The 17,413-nt window shown below is 66.8% G+C and carries 22 protein-coding genes and 1 riboswitch; of the genes, 12 read left to right on the top strand and 10 right to left on the bottom strand.

The window, feature by feature from the left end:
- Positions 1-37: 37 nt before the first annotated feature.
- The gene (locus BR47_RS0128650; protein ID WP_029121582.1) at positions 38-1,180 is read right to left on the bottom strand and encodes a DUF3047 domain-containing protein; all 1,143 of its coding nucleotides are present in this window, start codon (positions 1,178-1,180) and stop codon (positions 38-40) included.
- Positions 1,181-1,274: 94 nt separating this feature from the next.
- On the opposite strand from BR47_RS0128650, the gene BR47_RS0128645 reads away from it, so the two are divergent.
- A complete protein-coding gene (locus BR47_RS0128645) occupies positions 1,275-1,649 on the top strand; it encodes a VOC family protein (RefSeq protein WP_231506800.1) in 375 nt (124 codons plus the stop codon).
- On the opposite strand, the gene BR47_RS0128640 is transcribed toward BR47_RS0128645, so the two are convergent.
- Both BR47_RS0128640 and BR47_RS0128635 read right to left on the bottom strand, forming a co-directional pair.
- The gene (locus BR47_RS0128640; protein ID WP_029121580.1) at positions 1,622-1,945 is read right to left on the bottom strand and encodes a branched-chain amino acid transporter permease; all 324 of its coding nucleotides are present in this window, start codon (positions 1,943-1,945) and stop codon (positions 1,622-1,624) included. The two genes, BR47_RS0128645 and BR47_RS0128640, sit on opposite strands and share 28 nt — an antisense overlap.
- Positions 1,938-2,633, bottom strand: a complete 696-nt coding sequence (locus BR47_RS0128635) for an AzlC family ABC transporter permease (RefSeq protein WP_318639504.1) — start codon at positions 2,631-2,633, stop codon at positions 1,938-1,940. Before BR47_RS0128635 ends, BR47_RS0128640 begins: the two co-directional genes overlap by 8 nt.
- A 92-nt stretch (positions 2,634-2,725) precedes the next feature.
- On the opposite strand from BR47_RS0128635, the gene BR47_RS0128630 reads away from it, so the two are divergent.
- Positions 2,726-3,172: an Lrp/AsnC family transcriptional regulator gene (locus tag BR47_RS0128630; RefSeq protein WP_020099243.1), complete on the top strand. Its 447-nt coding sequence runs from the start codon at positions 2,726-2,728 to the stop codon at positions 3,170-3,172.
- Between the two features lie 162 nt (positions 3,173-3,334).
- Here BR47_RS0128630 and BR47_RS0128625 read toward each other — a convergent pair whose 3' ends face one another.
- Positions 3,335-3,649: a DMT family transporter gene (locus BR47_RS0128625; protein ID WP_020099242.1), complete on the bottom strand. Its 315-nt coding sequence runs from the start codon at positions 3,647-3,649 to the stop codon at positions 3,335-3,337.
- A gap of 9 nt (positions 3,650-3,658) precedes the next feature.
- Positions 3,659-3,724, bottom strand: a riboswitch (guanidine-III (ykkC-III) riboswitch).
- A 144-nt stretch (positions 3,725-3,868) separates the two neighbouring features.
- Here BR47_RS0128625 and BR47_RS0128620 point away from each other — a divergent pair.
- Both BR47_RS0128620 and arr read left to right on the top strand, forming a co-directional pair.
- Positions 3,869-4,840 (top strand): NAD(P)H-dependent flavin oxidoreductase, encoded by a 972-nt coding sequence (locus tag BR47_RS0128620; RefSeq protein ID WP_029121578.1) that lies wholly within the window; start codon positions 3,869-3,871, stop codon positions 4,838-4,840.
- Positions 4,841-4,900: 60 nt separating this feature from the next.
- Positions 4,901-5,311, top strand: a complete 411-nt coding sequence (gene arr / locus BR47_RS0128615; protein ID WP_029121577.1) for an NAD(+)--rifampin ADP-ribosyltransferase — start codon at positions 4,901-4,903, stop codon at positions 5,309-5,311.
- 34 nt (positions 5,312-5,345) lie between these two features.
- Here arr and BR47_RS0128610 read toward each other — a convergent pair whose 3' ends face one another.
- Positions 5,346-5,687 carry a DUF1801 domain-containing protein gene (locus BR47_RS0128610; RefSeq protein WP_029121576.1) on the bottom strand — a complete coding sequence of 114 codons (342 nt, stop codon included), beginning with the start codon at positions 5,685-5,687 and terminating at the stop codon, positions 5,346-5,348.
- A gap of 90 nt (positions 5,688-5,777) precedes the next feature.
- Positions 5,778-6,851: a redox-regulated ATPase YchF gene (ychF, locus tag BR47_RS0128605; RefSeq protein WP_020099238.1), complete on the bottom strand. Its 1,074-nt coding sequence runs from the start codon at positions 6,849-6,851 to the stop codon at positions 5,778-5,780.
- An 83-nt stretch (positions 6,852-6,934) separates the two neighbouring features.
- Here ychF and BR47_RS31775 point away from each other — a divergent pair, with 83 nt between their 5' ends.
- Positions 6,935-8,059: a DUF6542 domain-containing protein gene (locus BR47_RS31775; RefSeq protein ID WP_081831426.1), complete on the top strand. Its 1,125-nt coding sequence runs from the start codon at positions 6,935-6,937 to the stop codon at positions 8,057-8,059.
- A 25-nt stretch (positions 8,060-8,084) separates the two neighbouring features.
- Here BR47_RS31775 and BR47_RS0128595 read toward each other — a convergent pair whose 3' ends face one another.
- Positions 8,085-9,095 (bottom strand): 4-hydroxy-3-methylbut-2-enyl diphosphate reductase, encoded by a 1,011-nt coding sequence (locus BR47_RS0128595; RefSeq protein WP_020099236.1) that lies wholly within the window; start codon positions 9,093-9,095, stop codon positions 8,085-8,087.
- Between the two features lie 53 nt (positions 9,096-9,148).
- On the opposite strand from BR47_RS0128595, the gene BR47_RS0128590 reads away from it, so the two are divergent.
- The 4 genes from BR47_RS0128590 (at position 9,149) to BR47_RS0128575 (ending at position 12,321) form a co-directional block, all read left to right on the top strand.
- Positions 9,149-9,733, top strand: coding sequence for a lipid droplet-associated protein (locus BR47_RS0128590; protein ID WP_029121575.1), 585 nt, complete (start codon positions 9,149-9,151; stop codon positions 9,731-9,733).
- A 4-nt stretch (positions 9,734-9,737) separates the two neighbouring features.
- Positions 9,738-10,982 carry an exodeoxyribonuclease VII large subunit gene (gene xseA / locus BR47_RS0128585; protein WP_029121574.1) on the top strand — a complete coding sequence of 415 codons (1,245 nt, stop codon included), beginning with the start codon at positions 9,738-9,740 and terminating at the stop codon, positions 10,980-10,982.
- On the top strand, positions 10,969-11,181 hold the full coding sequence (locus tag BR47_RS0128580; RefSeq protein ID WP_020099233.1) for an exodeoxyribonuclease VII small subunit: 213 nt from the start codon (positions 10,969-10,971) through the stop codon (positions 11,179-11,181). The genes xseA and BR47_RS0128580 overlap by 14 nt, the downstream gene beginning before the upstream one ends.
- 63 nt (positions 11,182-11,244) lie before the next feature.
- Positions 11,245-12,321 (top strand): 3-beta-hydroxysteroid dehydrogenase, encoded by a 1,077-nt coding sequence (locus BR47_RS0128575; protein ID WP_020099232.1) that lies wholly within the window; start codon positions 11,245-11,247, stop codon positions 12,319-12,321.
- Positions 12,322-12,348: 27 nt separating this feature from the next.
- On the opposite strand, the gene BR47_RS0128570 is transcribed toward BR47_RS0128575, so the two are convergent.
- Positions 12,349-12,624, bottom strand: coding sequence for a dsRBD fold-containing protein (locus tag BR47_RS0128570; protein ID WP_029104721.1), 276 nt, complete (start codon positions 12,622-12,624; stop codon positions 12,349-12,351).
- Between the two features lie 151 nt (positions 12,625-12,775).
- Between BR47_RS0128570 and BR47_RS0128565 the strand changes: the two genes are divergently transcribed.
- From BR47_RS0128565 to BR47_RS0128555, 3 genes are read left to right on the top strand one after another with little or no spacing between them, the layout of a single operon-like run.
- Positions 12,776-14,326, top strand: a complete 1,551-nt coding sequence (locus BR47_RS0128565; RefSeq protein ID WP_029121573.1) for an arylsulfatase — start codon at positions 12,776-12,778, stop codon at positions 14,324-14,326.
- Positions 14,327-15,220 carry an HAD family hydrolase gene (locus tag BR47_RS0128560; protein WP_029121572.1) on the top strand — a complete coding sequence of 298 codons (894 nt, stop codon included), beginning with the start codon at positions 14,327-14,329 and terminating at the stop codon, positions 15,218-15,220. It begins immediately after the preceding gene.
- A complete protein-coding gene (locus BR47_RS0128555; RefSeq protein WP_029121571.1) occupies positions 15,217-16,092 on the top strand; it encodes a formylglycine-generating enzyme family protein in 876 nt (291 codons plus the stop codon). Before BR47_RS0128560 ends, BR47_RS0128555 begins: the two co-directional genes overlap by 4 nt.
- Before the next feature lies 1 nt (position 16,093).
- Here BR47_RS0128555 and BR47_RS0128550 read toward each other — a convergent pair whose 3' ends face one another.
- Both BR47_RS0128550 and BR47_RS32350 read right to left on the bottom strand, forming a co-directional pair.
- Positions 16,094-16,435, bottom strand: coding sequence for a VOC family protein (locus BR47_RS0128550; protein WP_029121570.1), 342 nt, complete (start codon positions 16,433-16,435; stop codon positions 16,094-16,096).
- 93 nt (positions 16,436-16,528) lie between these two features.
- Complete coding sequence (locus BR47_RS32350; RefSeq protein ID WP_141772206.1) at positions 16,529-17,389, bottom strand: helix-turn-helix domain-containing protein; 861 nt, start codon at positions 17,387-17,389, stop codon at positions 16,529-16,531.
- Positions 17,390-17,413: the final 24 nt, after the last annotated feature.

The following is a 17,413-nucleotide window of genomic DNA, read 5'->3' as shown; positions in this document are numbered from 1 at the left end:
CGATATCGGCGACCACCGACAATCTCGTCGAGCCGAGCTAGATGGTCGTAACTTCGGAACCGTTGTGGAGCTCGATATCGCGGAACGCCCCGACGGCCGAGCCGTGCTGATTGAGGCTGACAGCGATGAGCCACACCGCGACGACCCGCCTCGGCGCCTCGCCGCCGATGGCAGAACGCGCGTCAGCGAGCACCGGCCGTTCATCGGTGACCCAATTGCCCAGTTCCGACGATCCGCTGCGGACCACGATGTGCGTCTCGCGGTGGCGCCAGTGGTCGAGCGGGCACCGATAAGCCAGCCCCAACGGCAGCGTCGAACTCCACTGCCAGGTGAGGTCGCGCCCGTCGTCGAACTCCGCTGCGATGCTCACGTAGTCGTGGGTGAACATCGTGTTCTCCGGCAACGACGACGGCAGCCGGTCGACGCGCCACGACCAACGCAGGCTGACCTGATCGGTCAAGTCCAGCTCGACGGGGCGACGGATGATCCCGACGGTGTCCTCGCAGTCGACCGTGATGGTGTCGGCGGTACTCGCGTACACGTCCTCGCGCCCGAGCAGCGGATGGTGGAACCAGCCGGGCGGCGGTTCGGGTGGCGCAGACAGTCGCTCATGCTCGACGGTGCACAGTCCCGAAGAGTCAAGGGAGGCAAACCGTTTCAGCTCAGTCAGGGGGTCGGACGCATCAGGCCACACGACGACGACGGCGGTGAAGCCGCCCCGCATCGCGCCGAACGGGATGCGGTCGGTCTTGACCTCACCGTTCGGCTGCAACTCGGCGGGCAGTCGGCCGCCGAACAGCACCTCGCCGTCGCGATCCGCGGTGAAGGTGTACGTGGGACGCGCGCTCATCTGCACAGGCCCGTCGCCGACGCGGCAGAGCATCCCGAAGCTCGGCCCGGTCCCGATGCCGCGCTGAGTCATCGCGTACGCCCGGCCCCAGGCCAGCCACGTGACGCGATCGCCCCGTTCGACCCTTATACCGCTCGGCGTCCATGGTCGCCGGTTGGCCGGAATATCCACGAGGCGTTGATCTTTGGTCGCGCCGACGAATCCGCTCAGCAGCTTCGGCCCGTCGACCGGCGGTTGGCCAGCCGGCGGTCGCGCCCCGGCCATTGCTTTCGCGGAAGTCAGCGAATCCTGAAGGACCGCGCGCACCGACCTGTCCGTGAAGACGTCCACGGAGACAATTGAACGCTTCCCCACACCCGCAGCCAAGCGCATGATTGATCCACAGAGGGAGGGGCGTGCCGCGGTGCCGAACCAATGGTCGGGAGTGACGATCGACTGTGTCGACCCGGTCCGCATGTCGACGTTCTGGGGACAGCTGCTCGGCATCGAGCCTTCCTACGAACACGGCGACGACCCAGGCTGGGCGACGCTCGGTTCCCGGAATGGTCCGACGCCGCGACTCACCTTCCAGCGGGTACCGGAGGCCAAGGCGACGAAGGTGCGCATTCACCTGGACGTCGAAGTCGCGGACATCGATGAGGGTCGCCGGCATGTCGAGGATCTCGGTGGAACTTGGTCAGGCACTCGGCACGACTATGACGAGGGCATCGTTCTCGTCATGTTCGACCCCGAAGGTCACGAGTTCTGCCTGGTGCAGTACTTCGCACAGGATCAGAACGAATTCACCAGCAGCACATAGACGAGGGTCCCAGCGCCGACGCTGAGCAGCGTCCGCCGGCCACCCAACAGGTGGGCCGCGATGGTGATGGCCACACCGATCGCCGCATACACCAGGTGCTTTGCGTCGCCGGAGACCGATCGGAAAGTGGCAGCGGCGAGGATCATGACGATGCCGACCGGCATCCAGGTGGCCATCGTGTTGACGAAGCGGGACTTGCGTAGCGGCTGAAGGATCGCGAAGGGCACGGCGCGCAGGGCCAGATTGATGACGAAGACGGTGGCCAGCACGGCCGCGAGGTACTTGAGGTCAAGCATCGACGGCCACCTGCCGCCGCACCAACAGGTAGCGCGCCACGAGCGTGGCGATGAACAGCAGCAGCCCGACGAACAACGCCGCGTGCGGCGCAACCACGATCGCGATTGAGAAGCTCAGGGCGGCGAGCAGGAGCGACGGCACGCCGTCGCGAGAGCGACAGGCGTCAAGTGTCAACGTGACGAACAGTGCGCACAAAGCGAATTCGAGCCCTTCGATGCGCGCCGGCAACATCGAGCCGAGCAGGACGCCCGTCAGACCGCCGCCGACCCAGTAGCACTGGAACGCGGCCTGCATCGTGACCAGGCGCCACGACGTCCAGCCGCGCGGGTTGGCGGCGGTCACCGCGTACGCCTCGTCCACGAGGGTGTAGACGGAGTAGGCCCGGGCGAACCGGTTCCGCACGACGTGCAGCGGGAAGGTGAACGCGTAGAAGATGTGGCGGAAGTTCACGAGGAACGCCGTCAGTGCGATGGTCGCCAGTGGGGTGACCGCGACGATCATGCCGATCAGCAGCAGCTCCAATGACCCGGCGAAGCAGGCGATGGACAGTGCCGGGGCGACCCACCAGGGCAGGCCAGCCTGGATGACCAGCAGGCCGAAGGCGACGCCGATCGGATACATGCCGAGTCCGGCTGCCAGCGAGGCCCGCACGCCCGCGGCGACCTCCGCCTTCCGAGAAGTCGCCACCGCAGCATCCATGACAACAATGATCCCAGGTCAGCTGCAGAATTTGGTTGCCACTTACTGCGCTCCGAGGCTGCGGTGAGCAATAATTGGTCATGGATAGTCTCGACACAGCAATAATCGACGTCCTGCGCGAAGACGGCCGGATCGCGAACGTCGCCCTCGCTGAAAGAGTCGGGCTCACGCCGGGGCCGTGCCTGCGGCGGGTGCAGCGGCTCGAAGCCGACGGCGTCATCGTCGGCTACCAGGCACTGATCTCACCCGCCGCCGCGAACCAGAGTTTCGAGGTGCTGCTCGACGTCGAGATCACCGACTTCGACATGAAGAGCATCGAAAAGTTCGAGGCCACGATGGCCGAATACCCGCAGGTGCTCGAACTCCACCGGCTGTTCGGTTCGCCTGACTATCTCGTCCGCGTCGCCGTTGCGGACCTGCCCGCGTACGAGCAGTTCCTGACGAGCAAGGTGCTCGCGATCCCCGGCATCCACCGCGTCTCGTCACGGTTCCCGATGAAGACGATCAAGTCGCTGCGGCCGCTGTGACACGCCGAGCGGCCCGCTCGGCGTGTCGGCTCTCCCTGCGGCACTTGCGATCTGGAGCTGTCAGCATCGGCTGACAATGTTCGGTTTTTTGACAATGTCGCCGTGTGTGACAGCTCCAGATCGACGATGCCGTGGAGACTCGAGCGACTCCAACGCCTTTCGTCAGTGCACGAGCTTGAGCCCGACGACGCCGCCGATGATCAGCGTCAAGAACACGACCTTGAGGACCGACGTCGGCTCATCCCCGGCGGCCATCGCATAGACCACAGTGAGGACCGCACCGATGCCGACCCAGACGGCGTACGCGGTGCCGACCGGCAGGTCACGCATGGCGTAGGCCAAGCCGGCCATGCTGGCGATGAGCGCGACCGCGAACACGATGCTGGGCGAGAGCTTGCTGAACCCCTCGGACTTGCCCATCGCGGTGGCCCATACCGCTTCGAGGACACCGGACAAGACCAGAACGAGCCACGACATGATGTTTCTCCCGGGCCGTCTTGTCGCACACCGGGTACGGCACCCATCGTCCGGAAGCCTGCGTTAAGGCTCTGTTACCAAGTTCTCACAGGGGCAGGCGGGTGGCAATGTCAGGTCGGTCACCACCTACGTCGAACGTGGGGCTTTACGAGGCATTCTGGGCGTGTCTTCGCGCAAAGCCCCACGCTCGATGGCACCCCTGACGCCGATAATCGGTAGATGATCACCACACGCCTGACCGATCGCCTCGGGATTCAGCATCCGATCGTCTCGGCGCCCATGGCGTTGGCCGCGGGCGGTGCACTGGCCGCGGCGGTCAGTCGGGCCGGCGGGCTGGGCCTCATCGGCGGCGGCTACGGCGACTCCGATTGGGTCCGTGCACAATTCGCGGCCGCCGGCCCGGAGCGGGTCGGCGTCGGATTCATCACGTGGTCGGCGCAGCGCTCACCCAGCGTAGTGGCCGAAGCGCTCGAATTCCGTCCGGCCGCGGTGATGTTGTCGTTCGGCGACCCCGGAGTCTTCGCCACCCAGGTCAAAGACGTTGGCGCCGTGCTCATTTGCCAATGCCAGAACCTTGATCACGTCGAGCGGGCGATACATGTGGGTGCCGACGTCGTCGTCGCGCAGGGTGCCGAGGCGGGTGGCCACGGTTCCCTGCGCGGGACGCTGAGCCTCGTCCCGGAGGTCGCCGACTTCCTCGCTGCCCGCTCCCCCGACACCCTGCTACTGGCGGCCGGGGGCATCGCCGACGGCCGGGCGCTCGCCGCCTCGCTCATGCTGGGCGCCGACGGCGTGTTGATCGGCACCCGGCTGTGGGCGGCCGACGAAGCGCTGGTGCATCCGCGTCACCATGAAGCGATCGTCGAATCCAACGGGGACAGCACAATTCGCACGACAGCGGGCGACGTCGTCCGCGGAATCGACTGGCCGCCGGAATTCACCATGCGGATGCGGCGCAACGCATTCACCGACCGGTGGCACGGCGACGAGAAGACATTGGCGGCCAACGCCGACATCGAGAGTCCGCGCTACCGCGCCGCGTTCGCCGACGGCGACCCCGACAACGCCGGGGTCGTGTTCGGCGAAGCCGCCGGGCTCATCCACTCGATCGAGCCCGCCGGCGCGATCATCGAGCGAATGGTCGATCAAGCGGCGCAGCTGTTGCGGTCCGGCGCCGGCTACACCGGGTAGCCGGACCCCGCGTCCCGGCACGCACAAGCGCGACGGCAATCGAGTTTGTAGCCTGTCGACATGGCAGCGCCTTTGGACGACGGGCCCTTCTTTCACGGCACGAAAGCCGATCTGCAAGTGGGAGAACTTCTTACGGCCGGTTTCCGCTCCAACTACCGGCCCGAGATCGTGATGAACCACATCTACTTCACCGCCTTGCGCGACGGTGCCGGGCTTGCCGCTGAGCTCGCCGCCGGCGATGGCGAGCCGCGCGTCTATGCCGTGGAACCGACCGGCGAATTCGAGAACGATCCCAACGTCACCGACAAGAAGTTCCCGGGCAACCCCACGCGGTCATACCGCAGTACGGCCCCGCTCCGGATCGTCAGCGAGGTCACGGACTGGAGGCGGCTGACACCTGAGGAGCTCCAGATGTGGCGTGACCGATTGGCGGCAGTTCACCCCGACAACCGCGGCGAGATCATCAACTGAGCAATCGGCCCCTGGTACCGATCGCCCCGGCGCGCTAACTACGGTTGGCCTCCACTGCCTCGCGAATCAGTGCTTTGAACGCGTCGGCATCCAGTTCGTCGCCTTCGTGCAGATCGATGGCGCGCCGGGTTCCCGCATCAAGACTGGCGTTGAACAACTTCGCCGAGTCCTTCAGGGCCGCGCCCTTGGCGAAGGTCAGTTTGACCTTGTCCTTATACGTCTCCACCGTGCAGATCAGTCCGTCCAGTGAAAACGTCGGCACGCCATCAGGATTCGAGGGCTTGCGCCACTTGAACTCCTCGACGACATCCGGTTCCGCTTGCTTGATCAAAGACCGCAGCTCGTCGACCAGGTCGGTGCGCCAATCCCCACTCACAGCTGTGAATCTATGTCATCGAATGTGCGGAAGATTGCGAGATTTCGCGAAAATCTCGCAATCTTCTCCACTTTCGGCGCGCTGCCGGGGCTAGACGTTGAAGCGGAACTCCACGACATCCCCGTCAACCATGACGTAGTCCTTGCCTTCCATCCGGACCTTGCCGGCGGCTTTGGCGGCAGCCATGGAGCCGGCTTCGACCAGGTCGTCGAAAGCGACGATCTCGGCCTTGATGAAGCCCTTCTCGAAGTCGGTGTGGATGACGCCCGCCGCCTTGGGCGCGGTGTCGCCCTGGTGGATGGTCCACGCCCGCGACTCCTTGGGCCCCGCGGTCAGGTAGGTCTGCAACTTCAGCGTCCGAAAACCGGCGCGCGCCAACGCATCCAGGCCACGCTCGGTCTGGCCGATGGACTCGAGCAGCTCGGCGGCGGACTCGTCGTCGAGCTCCAGCAGCTCGGCCTCGATCTTGGCGTCCAGGAACACGGCCTCGGCCGGCGCGACCATCGCGGTCAGCTCGGCCTTGCGGGCCTCGTCGGTCAGCACCGACTCGTCGGCGTTGAAGACGTACAGGAACGGCTTGACGGTCATCAGGTTCAGCTCGCGCAGGATCGACCAGTCCTGGCCGGTGGAGAACAGTGTCTTGCCCTCGTTGAAGATCGCCTGGGCGGCGACCACTGCGTCGAGAACCGGCTTGCGGTCCTTGTTGGTGCGCGCTTCCTTCTCCAGCCGCGGCAGCGCCTTCTCGAGCGTCTGCATGTCGGCGAGGATCAGCTCGGTCTCGATGACCTCGATGTCGGACTTGGGATCGACGCGGCCGTCGACGTGCACGACGTCGTCGTCGGCGAAGGCGCGCACCACCTGACAGATGGCGTCGGCCTCGCGGATGTTGGCCAGGAACTTGTTGCCCAGACCCGCGCCCTCGGACGCGCCCTTGACGATGCCGGCGATGTCGACGAACGTCACGGGCGCCGGGACGGTCTTCTCGGAGCCGAAGATTTCGGCGAGCTTGTCGAGCCGCGGGTCGGGCAGCGGTACGACACCCTCGTTGGGTTCGATCGTTGCGAACGGATAATTAGCCGCGAGCACGTCATTACGTGTCAACGCGTTGAACAACGTCGACTTCCCGACGTTCGGCAGACCGACGATTCCCAGGTTCAGACCCACGAGTTCATTAGTTTAAGAGACGCCACACCGTCCCAACGCCCGCCTGCAGGCACAGCGGCCCAGATTGCCGGTACGGTCTAGGAGTGTCAGCAGAGCATCATGGGCCCGAAGCCGCCCTCGATCGCCGCTCGGCGCTGCCCAGCATCCCGGGAATCCCCTGGTGGGGAGCCATTGTGCTGGCGGTCACAGCCACCGCGGTCGGCTTCGCCTACGACGCCGGCACCGGTGACAAAGAACTCAGCGCATTCTTCACTTTCTGCTACGTGGCCGGCTGTGTCCTCGCTGTGCTCGGCGTGCGGCGGTCCGGGATTTTCACCGCGGTCATCCAGCCGCCGCTGATCCTCTTCGTTGCCGTGCCGGGCGCGTACTTCATGTTCCACAGCGACAAGATCGCCGGCATCAAGGACCTGCTGATCAATTGCGGGTATCCGCTGATCGAGCGTTTTCCGACGATGTTCTTCACCGCGGCGACGGTTCTCGTCCTCGGCCTCGTCCGCTGGTTCGTCCTGCCGCAGTTCCAGACGTTCGACGAGGACGACGCGGAGGAGGCGGTCGCCGAGCCCAAGCCGCGCCGCAGCCGCCGTCAGGCGGACGACGAAGACGTCGCTCCCGCCGGCCTGGCCGCGACGCTGTCGGCCAAGCTCACCAAGCTGACCACCGGCCAGACGCCCCGCAGCTCCCGCACCCGCGCGACCCCGTCGCGTCGGTCCGCAGCGGAGTCGCCGCGCCGCGGCACCGCGGATCCGCAGCGCGCGCCGCGGCCATCCCGTGCCCGGGCGCAGGCCAGTGACACCGAGCTGATCGAACCGGTGCCCGGACAGATGCGTCGGCCGCGGCCGGCTCGTCCCCGCCCGGCCGCCACCGACTCCTACGCCGTACCCGACGAGCCGCGGCGCCGTCCGCGTCCGGCCGGCGAGCCGCGCCGCGCCGCGCAGGAGCGCTATGACTACCGGGAGCCGCGGGAACGCGACCGCTACGAGCGGCCGACGCAGCGCCCGTCCGGGGCCGAGCCGCGCCGTCGTCGCTACGCCGACGATCCGTACGAGCCCGGCGACCGCTACCAGTCCCCGGCCCGTCCGTCGCGCAACGCGCCCCCCAGCGGCGCTCACCACCCCGTCTCCCGGGTGCGGTACCGCGGTGCGGACGACGATGCGGCAGAACAGCACGCAGAGCGCCGGCCGCGTCAGTCCCACAACAACTGGGACTGACGCCGACCGCGCCTGCGCTGGAAGATCAGTGCCGGGCCGGACGAATCTCGCGCGGCAGCGCGAAGACCAGCGTCTCGTTGGCGGTGGTGACCGGCTGGACGGTGTCGTAGCCGAATTCCGCGAGGCGCTCGAGCACGCCGCGCACCAGGATTTCCGGCACCGACGCACCTGACGTGACGCCGACGGTCGTGACACCGTCGAGCCAGGCCGGGTCGATGTCCTCGGCGTAGTCGACCAACTTGGCGGCGTTGGAACCGGCGTTCAGCGCCACCTCGACCAGACGAACCGAGTTCGACGAGTTGCGTGAACCGACGACGATCACCAGCTCACACTCCGGTGCCATCGCCTTGACCGCGACCTGGCGGTTCTGGGTGGCGTAGCAGATGTCGTCGCTGGGCGGGTCCTGCAGCGTCGGGAACTTCTCCCGCAGCCGCCGGACGGTCTCCATGGTCTCGTCGACCGACAGCGTGGTCTGCGACAGCCAGATGACCTTGTTCGGGTCGCGGACCGTCACCTTGTCGACGGCGTCCGGGTTGTCGACGACCTGCACGTGCTCAGGGGCCTCGCCCGCGGTGCCGACGACCTCTTCGTGGCCCTCATGACCGACCAAAAGGATGTCGTAGTCGTCGCGGGCGAAGCGCTTGGCCTCGTTGTGCACCTTGGTGACCAGCGGACAGGTGGCGTCGATGGTCCGGAGATTGCGTGCCGCGGCCTCCTCGTGCACCGTCGGCGCGACGCCGTGGGCGGAGAACACCACGATGGCGCCCTCGGGCACCTCATCGGTCTGCTCGACGAACACCGCGCCGGCCTTGGCCAGCGTGTCGACCACGTAGCGGTTGTGCACGATCTCGTGGCGCACATACACGGGGGCGCCGTGCTTCTCCAGTGCGCGCTCCACGGTCTCGACCGCACGGTCCACGCCGGCGCAGTAGCCACGCGGCTCGGCGAGCAGCACGCGCTTGCCGGTTTTGCTCATAGCCTCCCCGGCGACCGAAACGGTCGCGCCGGGAATGCCCATATTGATCGTCGGTGGCATAGCACAAGGGTACTGATCAACGCAGGGCCACAGCCAGCCGTACTCTGGCAAGCATGTCTACTGCGCCCTACGGAGTCCGGCTGCTGGTCGGCGCGGCTGCGACCGCGCTCGAGGAGACCATTCGGCTCCCCCACACCATCCTGACCTACCCGATGACGCTGGCCAGTCAGCTCGCCCAGCTGGTCATGAAAATGCAGCAGGACCTGGCCGAACTGGTCAACAAGGGCGACGAGACCCTGGAGCAGTGGTTCCCGCCCAAGGACGAGCAGCCGGAATGGGCCACGTTCGACGAAGATCTGCTGGAGCCGGCCAGCGCCGATCCCGCGGGTCCGGCCACCGAGCAGCCCGACGGCGCGCGCCTGACCGAAGGCCGGTTCGCGCTGTACAGCACCGGCGCCGCCGAGGCCCCGAAGGCGACGACGAACGGTTCGGCCGCCAACGGCTCGAGCGTCGTGACCCCCGCGATCGTCGAGGACCTGGACTACGCCGAGCTGACCCTGGCGCAGTTGCGCGCCCGGCTCCCCCAGCTCAAGGTGGACGACCTCGAGGCGCTGCTGACCTACGAGAACAACACGAAGTCCCGCGCGCCATTCCAGACGCTGCTGGCCAACAGGATCACCCGCGCGACCGCGAAGTGATGCGGTGACGTCGGCTGCCGCAGCGGCCGGGAACGAGAACTCGGCCGAGAACCCGTGGCCGGTCCGGGCGGTATCCACCCGGGTGGCCAAGTACATCGACCGGCTCGGCACCATCTGGATCGAGGGTCAGCTCACCGAGCTGAAGTTGCGGCAGTCGACGGCCTGGATGGTGCTGCGCGACCCGGCTGCGGACATGTCGCTGTCGGTCAGCTGCCCCCGCGCGCTCGTCGACGACGCCCCGGTCGCCCTGTCGGAGGGCACCCAGGTGATCATGCTGGGCAAGCCGCAGTTCTATACCCGCAACGGCTCATTCTCGTTGCGCATCAGCCAGATTCGCGCCGTCGGCATCGGTGAGCTGCTGGCCCGCATCGACCGGCTACGCCGCCTGCTGGATGCCGAGGGCCTGTTCGACCCGCGGCTCAAGCGCCCGATTCCGTTCCTGCCCAACACCATCGGCCTCATCACCGGCCGCGCCTCGGCAGCCGAGCACGACGTCGTCACCGTCGCCCAAAGCCGTTGGCCCGCAGTCCACTTCGACATCCGCAACACGGCGGTGCAGGGCACCAACGCGGTGCCGCAGATCGTCGAGGCCCTGCGCGCCCTGGACGCCGCGCCGCACGTCGACGTCATCGTGATCGCGCGCGGCGGCGGCAGCGTCGAGGACCTGCTGCCGTTCTCCGACGAGACGCTGTGCCGCGAGATCGCGGCGTGCACCACCCCGGTGGTCAGCGCCGTCGGGCACGAACCGGACAACCCGCTGTGCGACCTGGTCGCCGACCTGCGGGCGGCCACCCCGACCGACGCGGCCAAACGCGTCGTCCCCGACGCCGCCGCCGAGCAGGCCCTGGTGACCGATCTGCGCCGGCGCAGCGCGCAGGCGCTGCGCAACTGGGTGCATCGCGAGGAACGCTTCATCGGTCAGCTGCGCGGCCGCCCGGTGCTGGCGCAGCCACTGCAGGCGCTGGACGCGCGCGCCGAGGAGATCACCCGGGCCGTGGCGGCCGCGCGCCGCGACGTCAGGCGGTTGATCGCCACCGAAACCGACCACGTCGGGCACCTGTCGGCGCGGCTGGCCACACTCGGACCGGCCGCGACGCTGGCCCGTGGGTACGCCGTGGTGCAGAACCTGTCGGCGGCCGGTGCGGTCCTGCGGTCGGCGCAGGATGCCCCGGCGGGAACCAGACTCCGAATCCGGGTGGCCGACGGCGCCGTCACGACCGTGAGCGAAGGAATATATGACGAACATTAGTCAGCTCGGCTACGAAGCTGCCCGCGATGAACTGATCGAGGTCGTCCGCAAACTGGAAGCGGGCGGACTCGATCTCGACACCTCGCTCCAGCTCTGGGAAAGGGGCGAACAACTGGCAAAACGGTGCGAGGAGCACCTGGCCGGCGCCCGCAAGAAAGTCGAGGACGCGCTCGCCACGGGCGCCGACGACGAAAATTGATCAGCACGGTAATTTTTTGCGCACACTGTTAACTGGAACACGTTTCAGTTATGCTCCTGCACCATGCGTGATGCTTCCCTGACCACAGACCTCGGCCGTGTGCTGGTAACCGGCGGGTCTGGCTTCGTCGGCGCCAACCTGGTGACCGAACTGCTCGACCGTGGCCATCACGTCCGGTCCTTCGACCGGGCGCCGTCGCCGCTGCCGGAGCACCCGAACCTGGAGACGCAGGTCGGCGACATCACGAACCCCGAGGATGTGTCGAAGGCCGTCGCCGATATCGACACGATCATCCACACCGCGGCGATCATCGACCTGATGGGCGGTGCGTCCGTCACCGACGAGTACCGCAACCGCAGCTTCGGCGTGAACGTCGGCGGCACCGAGAACCTGGTGAAGCTGGGCCGGGCCGCGGGCGTCAAGCGCTTCGTCTACACCGCGTCGAACAGCGTGGTCATGGGTGGGCAGGACATCCAGAACGGCGACGAGACCATGCCGTACACCGCCCGCTTCAACGACCTGTACACCGAGACCAAGGTCGCCGCCGAGAAGTTCGTGCTGTCGCAGAACGGCGTCGACGGCATGCTCACGTGTTCCATCCGGCCCAGCGGTATCTGGGGCCGGGGCGACCAGACCATGTTCCGCAAGGTGTTCGAGAACATCCTCGCCGGCCACGTCAAGGTGCTGGTGGGCAACAAGAACATCAAGCTGGACAACTCCTACGTGCACAACCTGATCCACGGCTTCATCCTGGCGGGCGAGCACCTGGTGCCCGGCGGCACCTCACCCGGGCAGGCGTACTTCATCAACGACGGCGAACCGCTCAACATGTTCGAGTTCGCCCGTCCCGTCATCACCGCGTGCGGCCGCAAGCTGCCGACGTTCTACGTGTCCGGCAAGCTCGTGCACCGCGTGATGATGGCGTGGCAGTGGCTGCACTTCAAGTTCGCCCTGCCCGAGCCGCTGATCGAGCCGCTGTCGGTGGAGCGCCTCTACCTGAACAACTACTTCTCGATCGCCAAGGCCAAGCGCGACCTGGGCTACGAGCCGCTCTTCAACACCGAGCAGGCCATGAAGGAATGCATGCCGTACTACGTCGACCTCTTCCACCAGATGGAAGCGGCTGAAGCCACGAAGTAGCTGTACGCCCGTGTGCCTCTACCGATTTCAACGGTAGAGGTGCACCGGGTGCTGCGTCGATTTCTCGATATTCGCCGACGCCGCCATGAGGAGATCGGTGCCGAGCGCGATGAGTGCGCGGGCCGCCGCGATCTCCTCACCGACCAACGGCGCACTCGGGTCTTTGGGGTTGCGGTAGGCATCCCCCGTCGTGGTGAGTGTGTCGTCCCGCAGCCGGGCGTGTGCGGAGGCGTGGGTGTGGACATCGTCCTCGAAGAACTCGATCTCGACGTGCCACTTGTTGGTCAGATCCTTGTCGTACATGTCGATCACCTTCCCTAAGTAAGCGTGCGCCTCCCGCCGCCCGTTGACCAGTACCGATTTCGCCGACCTGCCGAACGGCCACCGGAATCGTTGACCCACCCGTAAAGTCGAACGGGCACAGGAAATTCCGTTTCGAACGAGGAGCTCTGTCATGCCCGACGGCAAACCCAACATCCTGGTGATCTGGGGCGACGACATCGGCATCAGCAACCTGAGTTGTTACAGCGACGGCCTCATGGGCTACCGCACCCCGAACATCGACCGCATCGCGGCCGAGGGCATGCGCTTCACCGACTCCTACGGCGAGCAAAGCTGCACCGCGGGCCGGGCAGCGTTCATCAGCGGGCAGAGCGTGTACCGCACCGGGATGAGCAAAGTCGGCATACCGGGCGTCGACATCGGTTGGGCCGCAGAGGATCCGACCATCGCCGAACTGCTCAAGCCGCTGGGCTACGCCACCGGGCAATTCGGCAAGAACCACTTCGGCGACCTGAACAAGTACCTGCCGACGGTGCACGGCTTCGACGAGTTCTACGGCAACTTGTACCACCTCAATGCCGAAGAAGAACCCGAGCAGTACGACTACCCGCACAAGGACCAGTTCCCGCGGCTGTACGAGAAGGCTCTGCCGCGCGGGGTGATGAACTGCAAGGCCACCACCGAGGTCTCGTCCGAACCCGACGACCCGAAGTTCGGTCCGGTCGGCAAGCAGACCATCGAGGACACCGGGCCGCTGACCGCGAAGCGGATGGAGACCATCGACGACGACATCGCCGACCGCACCGTCGACTACATCAAGCGCCAGCACGACGAGGGCAATCCGTTCTTCGTCTGGTGCAACTTCACCCACATGCACCTCTACACGCATGTGAAGCCGGAGAGCCGCGGGCAAGCAGGCATCTGGCAGTCCGAGTACCACGACGCGATGATCGACCACGACAAGAACGTCGGCACGGTGCTGGACGTCCTGGACGAACTGGGCATCGCCGACGACACCATCGTCATCTACTCCACCGACAACGGCCCGCACCGGAACACGTGGCCCGACGCCGGCACCACGCCGTTCCGCAGCGAGAAGAACACCAACTGGGAGGGCGCCTTCCGGGTACCGGAGCTGATCCGCTGGCCCGGAAAGATCAAGGCGGGCACCGTCTCCAACGACATCATCCAGCACCACGACTGGCTGCCGACGCTGCTGGCCGCCGCGGGCGACCCCGATATCGTCGAGAAGCTCAAGAAGGGCCACAAGGCCGGTGCCGACGGCGAGACCGAGTACAAGGTCCACATCGACGGGTTCAATCTGCTGCCGTATCTGACGGGCGAGGTCGAGCACAGCCCGCGCCGGGGCTTCTTCTACTTCAACGACGACGCGGAGCTGGTCGCGATGCGTTTCGAGAACTGGAAGATCGTCTTCGCCGAGCAGCGCTGCCAAGGCACCCTGCGGATTTGGGCCGAGCCGTTCACGCCGCTGCGGGTGCCCAAGCTCTTCAACCTGCGCACCGACCCCTACGAGTACGCCGACATCACGTCGAACACGTACTACGAGTGGTTCCTGCGGCGCGACTTCTTCGCCTTCTACGCGACGGCGATGGCCGCGGCATTCCTCGACACCTTCAAGGAGTTCCCGCCGCGGCACCCACCGGCCAGCTTCAGCATCGATCAGATCGTCGAGAAGCTGCACCAGTTCCTGGCGGCCGACTAGGTGTTGGAGTCCTGGAACAACGGCCCGACGAAGTCGGCGATCGTCGACTTCGTCGGGCGGGCCACCACCGAAGGCCCGGATTTCGTTGCGCAGCAAGACCGCATCGCGGTCTTCGACAACGACGGCACACTGTGGTGCGAGAAGCCGGCGTACGTCCAGCTGGATTTCCTGGTGCGCCGGCTGGCGGCGCAGGCCGCTGCCGATCCGTCGCTGGCCGCACGTCAGCCGTACACCGCGGCCGCGTCCGGCGACCTGGCCTGGTTCGGCGACGCCGTCACCAAGCACTACGAAGGCGACGACAGTGATCTGAAAATCCTTGCCGCCGGCATTCTTTCGGCCAACGACGCCATCACCGTCGATGCGCTCACCGAACGGGTCACGGGATTCTTCGCCGAGGTCCGGCATCCGACGCTGGACCGTCCGTACACCGAGTGCGGCTATGTCCCGATGGTCGAACTGCTGCGGTACCTGGAGGCGAACGGGTTCACCTGCTACATCGTCTCCGGCGGCGGACGCGATTTCATGCGGCCCGTCACCGGCAGCATGTACGGCATCCCGCCGGAGCGTGTCATAGGCAGTTCGGTTGCGCTGCAATACCGGGACGGCGACCTGTACACCACGTCCCAGCCGGAATTCCTCGACGACGGCCCGGTGAAACCGGCCCGAATCTGGGGCCGGACCGGGCGCCGGCCGATCTTCGCCGCGGGCAATTCCAACGGCGATATCGAGATGCTCGAGTACGCCCGCAACTTCCGGCTGCTGGTGCGGCACGACGACGCCGAGCGCGAATTCGATTACATCGCAGGGGCCGAACGGGTCCTGGAGTTGGCAAAGACCGAGGGCTGGACCGTGGCGAGCATGCGGTCCGACTGGGCCGAGGTGTTCCCCCGTTGACCTTGGTCTGGATTCCCGGGCAGACGGCGGTGCTGGGTTCCGACGGGCACTACCCCGAGGAGGCGCCCGCGCGCGAGGTCACCGTCGAGGGCTTCTGGATTCAGCCCCGCCAGGTGACCAACGCGGACTTCGCCGCATTCGTCGAAGCCACCGGCTACGTCACCGTGGCCGAAAGGCCGCTCGACCCCGCGGACTATCCGGGCGCTCCAGCGGAGAACCTGCAACCCGGCTCGATGGTGTTCCGGCGCACGCCCGGCCCCGTCGACCTGCGTCACCTCAGCCAGTGGTGGACGTGGACGCCGGGCGCGTGCTGGAACCACCCGCGGGGCCCGAAGTCTTCGCTGCGGAATCGGGAGCAACATCCCGTCGTACACGTGGCGTTCGAGGACGCCGCGGCGTACGCCGAGTGGGCCGGGCTGGCCCTGCCCACCGAGGCGCAGTGGGAGGTCGCGGCGCGCGGTGGCCTGGACCGCGCCACCTACGCGTGGGGCGACGAACCCGAACAACCCGGCCAACGGCTGGCCAACTTCTGGCACGGCGAATTCCCCTACCTGCCCGACACCGGCTACGGCCAGACCACACCGGTGGGCAGCTTCCCGCCGAACGACTACGGCCTGTTCGACATGGCAGGCAACGTCTGGGAATGGACCACCGACTTCTACGGCGCGACCCGTGACAGCCAACCCTGTTGCGCCGCAGACAGTTACGACCCGGATCAGCCGGGCACACCGGTACCGCGCCGGGTGATCAAGGGCGGTTCGTTTCTGTGCGCGGACAGCTACTGTCTCCGCTACCGGCCGGCGGCCCGTCGTCCCCAAGCGGTCGATACGGGGATGAGCCACGTCGGCTTCCGGTGTGTGCGGGGTGGCTGACCTAGCGCGCGGCTTGATGTAGCCCGAACCGCACACCCTGGTCGTCGGTGCACGCGGAGAACCGTCCGAAGCCGGGCTCTTCGGGGCAGGCGTCGTCCGCGGTACCGCCGAGCGCCCGCACTGCCTGCACGGCGGCGTCGATGTCGTCGACGGAGAAATACATGGCGATGCGGGCGTCCGCATCCTCGCCGTGCAGGCCGCCCCTCGTGCCGGGCGTCTTGACCCAGACCTGATCCCCCTCACCCGTCGGCGGAAACTCCCAGCCGAACAGACGACCGTAAAAGGATTGCGCGCGAACGGAATCCGGTACGCCGATTTCGAAGAAGGTCAACTCGCCGTGCACGTGTGCTCCTGAATGTCGATGGGTGAGCGGACGTTTCGACGTTAGGGGCGTCCGCTGGTCATCGTCTTGGACGTTTGTACCGTGTGGACAGAGCTATACCGCTTCGCCGCCGGCCATCGCGGCGCCGGCGGTATCGGCCGCCAGAGCGGTCAGGAACTCGGTCGGCGTGCAGCCGGCGAGGTCGCGGAATTCACGGTTGAGGTGGGCCTGGTCGTAGTAACCGCACGTCAGCGCGATCGCCGCCAGCGATGGCCGCCCGGGCCGGCGCATCAGGTACACCGCGTGCTGAAACCGCGCCAGGCCGGCCATCGCCTTGGGCGGAAGCCCGATCTCTGCGCGGAAGCGCTCGGCCAGGCGTTTGCGGCTCCATCCGGTCTGCTCGCGCAGAACGTCCATGCCAAGGTCGCCCCGAGCGGTGACGATCTGCCGCCAGGCTCCCGCCACCGCGGTGCTCACTCCCCTCCCCTCGGCGTATCGGGTACCCAAGGCCGCCTCGATCAGGTGAAAGCGATCGGTCCAAGTCGTCGCCGAGTGCAGTCGGTCGAGCAGCTGATTCGTGTCCGGCCACAACGCCGCCACATCGACGATCTGATCGGCGAGTTCGGCCGCCGGCACGCCGAACACGGTCCTGGCGGCCGGCGGTGAGAGCTCGACCTCCAACACACATTGGCTGCCGGAATGCGTTGCGACCACACCGGTTCGGCTCACCCCGACCAGTGCCGTCTGCGCCTGAACGGGCTCCGTGCCGCCCGACCGGGAAAGACACATCGGTTCGCCGAGGCTGAGCAGCAGGACGAGATTCGCCGCGGGCAGCTCTTCCCGGATCACCGGCGCAGGTGCCGCCTCGGAGAACCCGCCGTAGCCGGTGACCAAGTGCGCGAGCCCGGCAGCGGGATCGGCCCTGGCGGCTTCCCATCGGACCCCCACGTCGTCACCGCGCCGCAGCTGATTCACGGTGACCACCTGGCCAGTCTCGCG

Origin of the sequence: Mycobacterium sp. UNC410CL29Cvi84 (assembly GCF_000686745.1) — a bacterium.
Lineage (GTDB): Bacteria > Actinomycetota > Actinomycetes > Mycobacteriales > Mycobacteriaceae > Mycobacterium > Mycobacterium mucogenicum_B.
The sequence above is the reverse complement of the archived record's forward strand: the minus strand, read 5'-3'. Positions and strand labels throughout refer to the sequence as shown.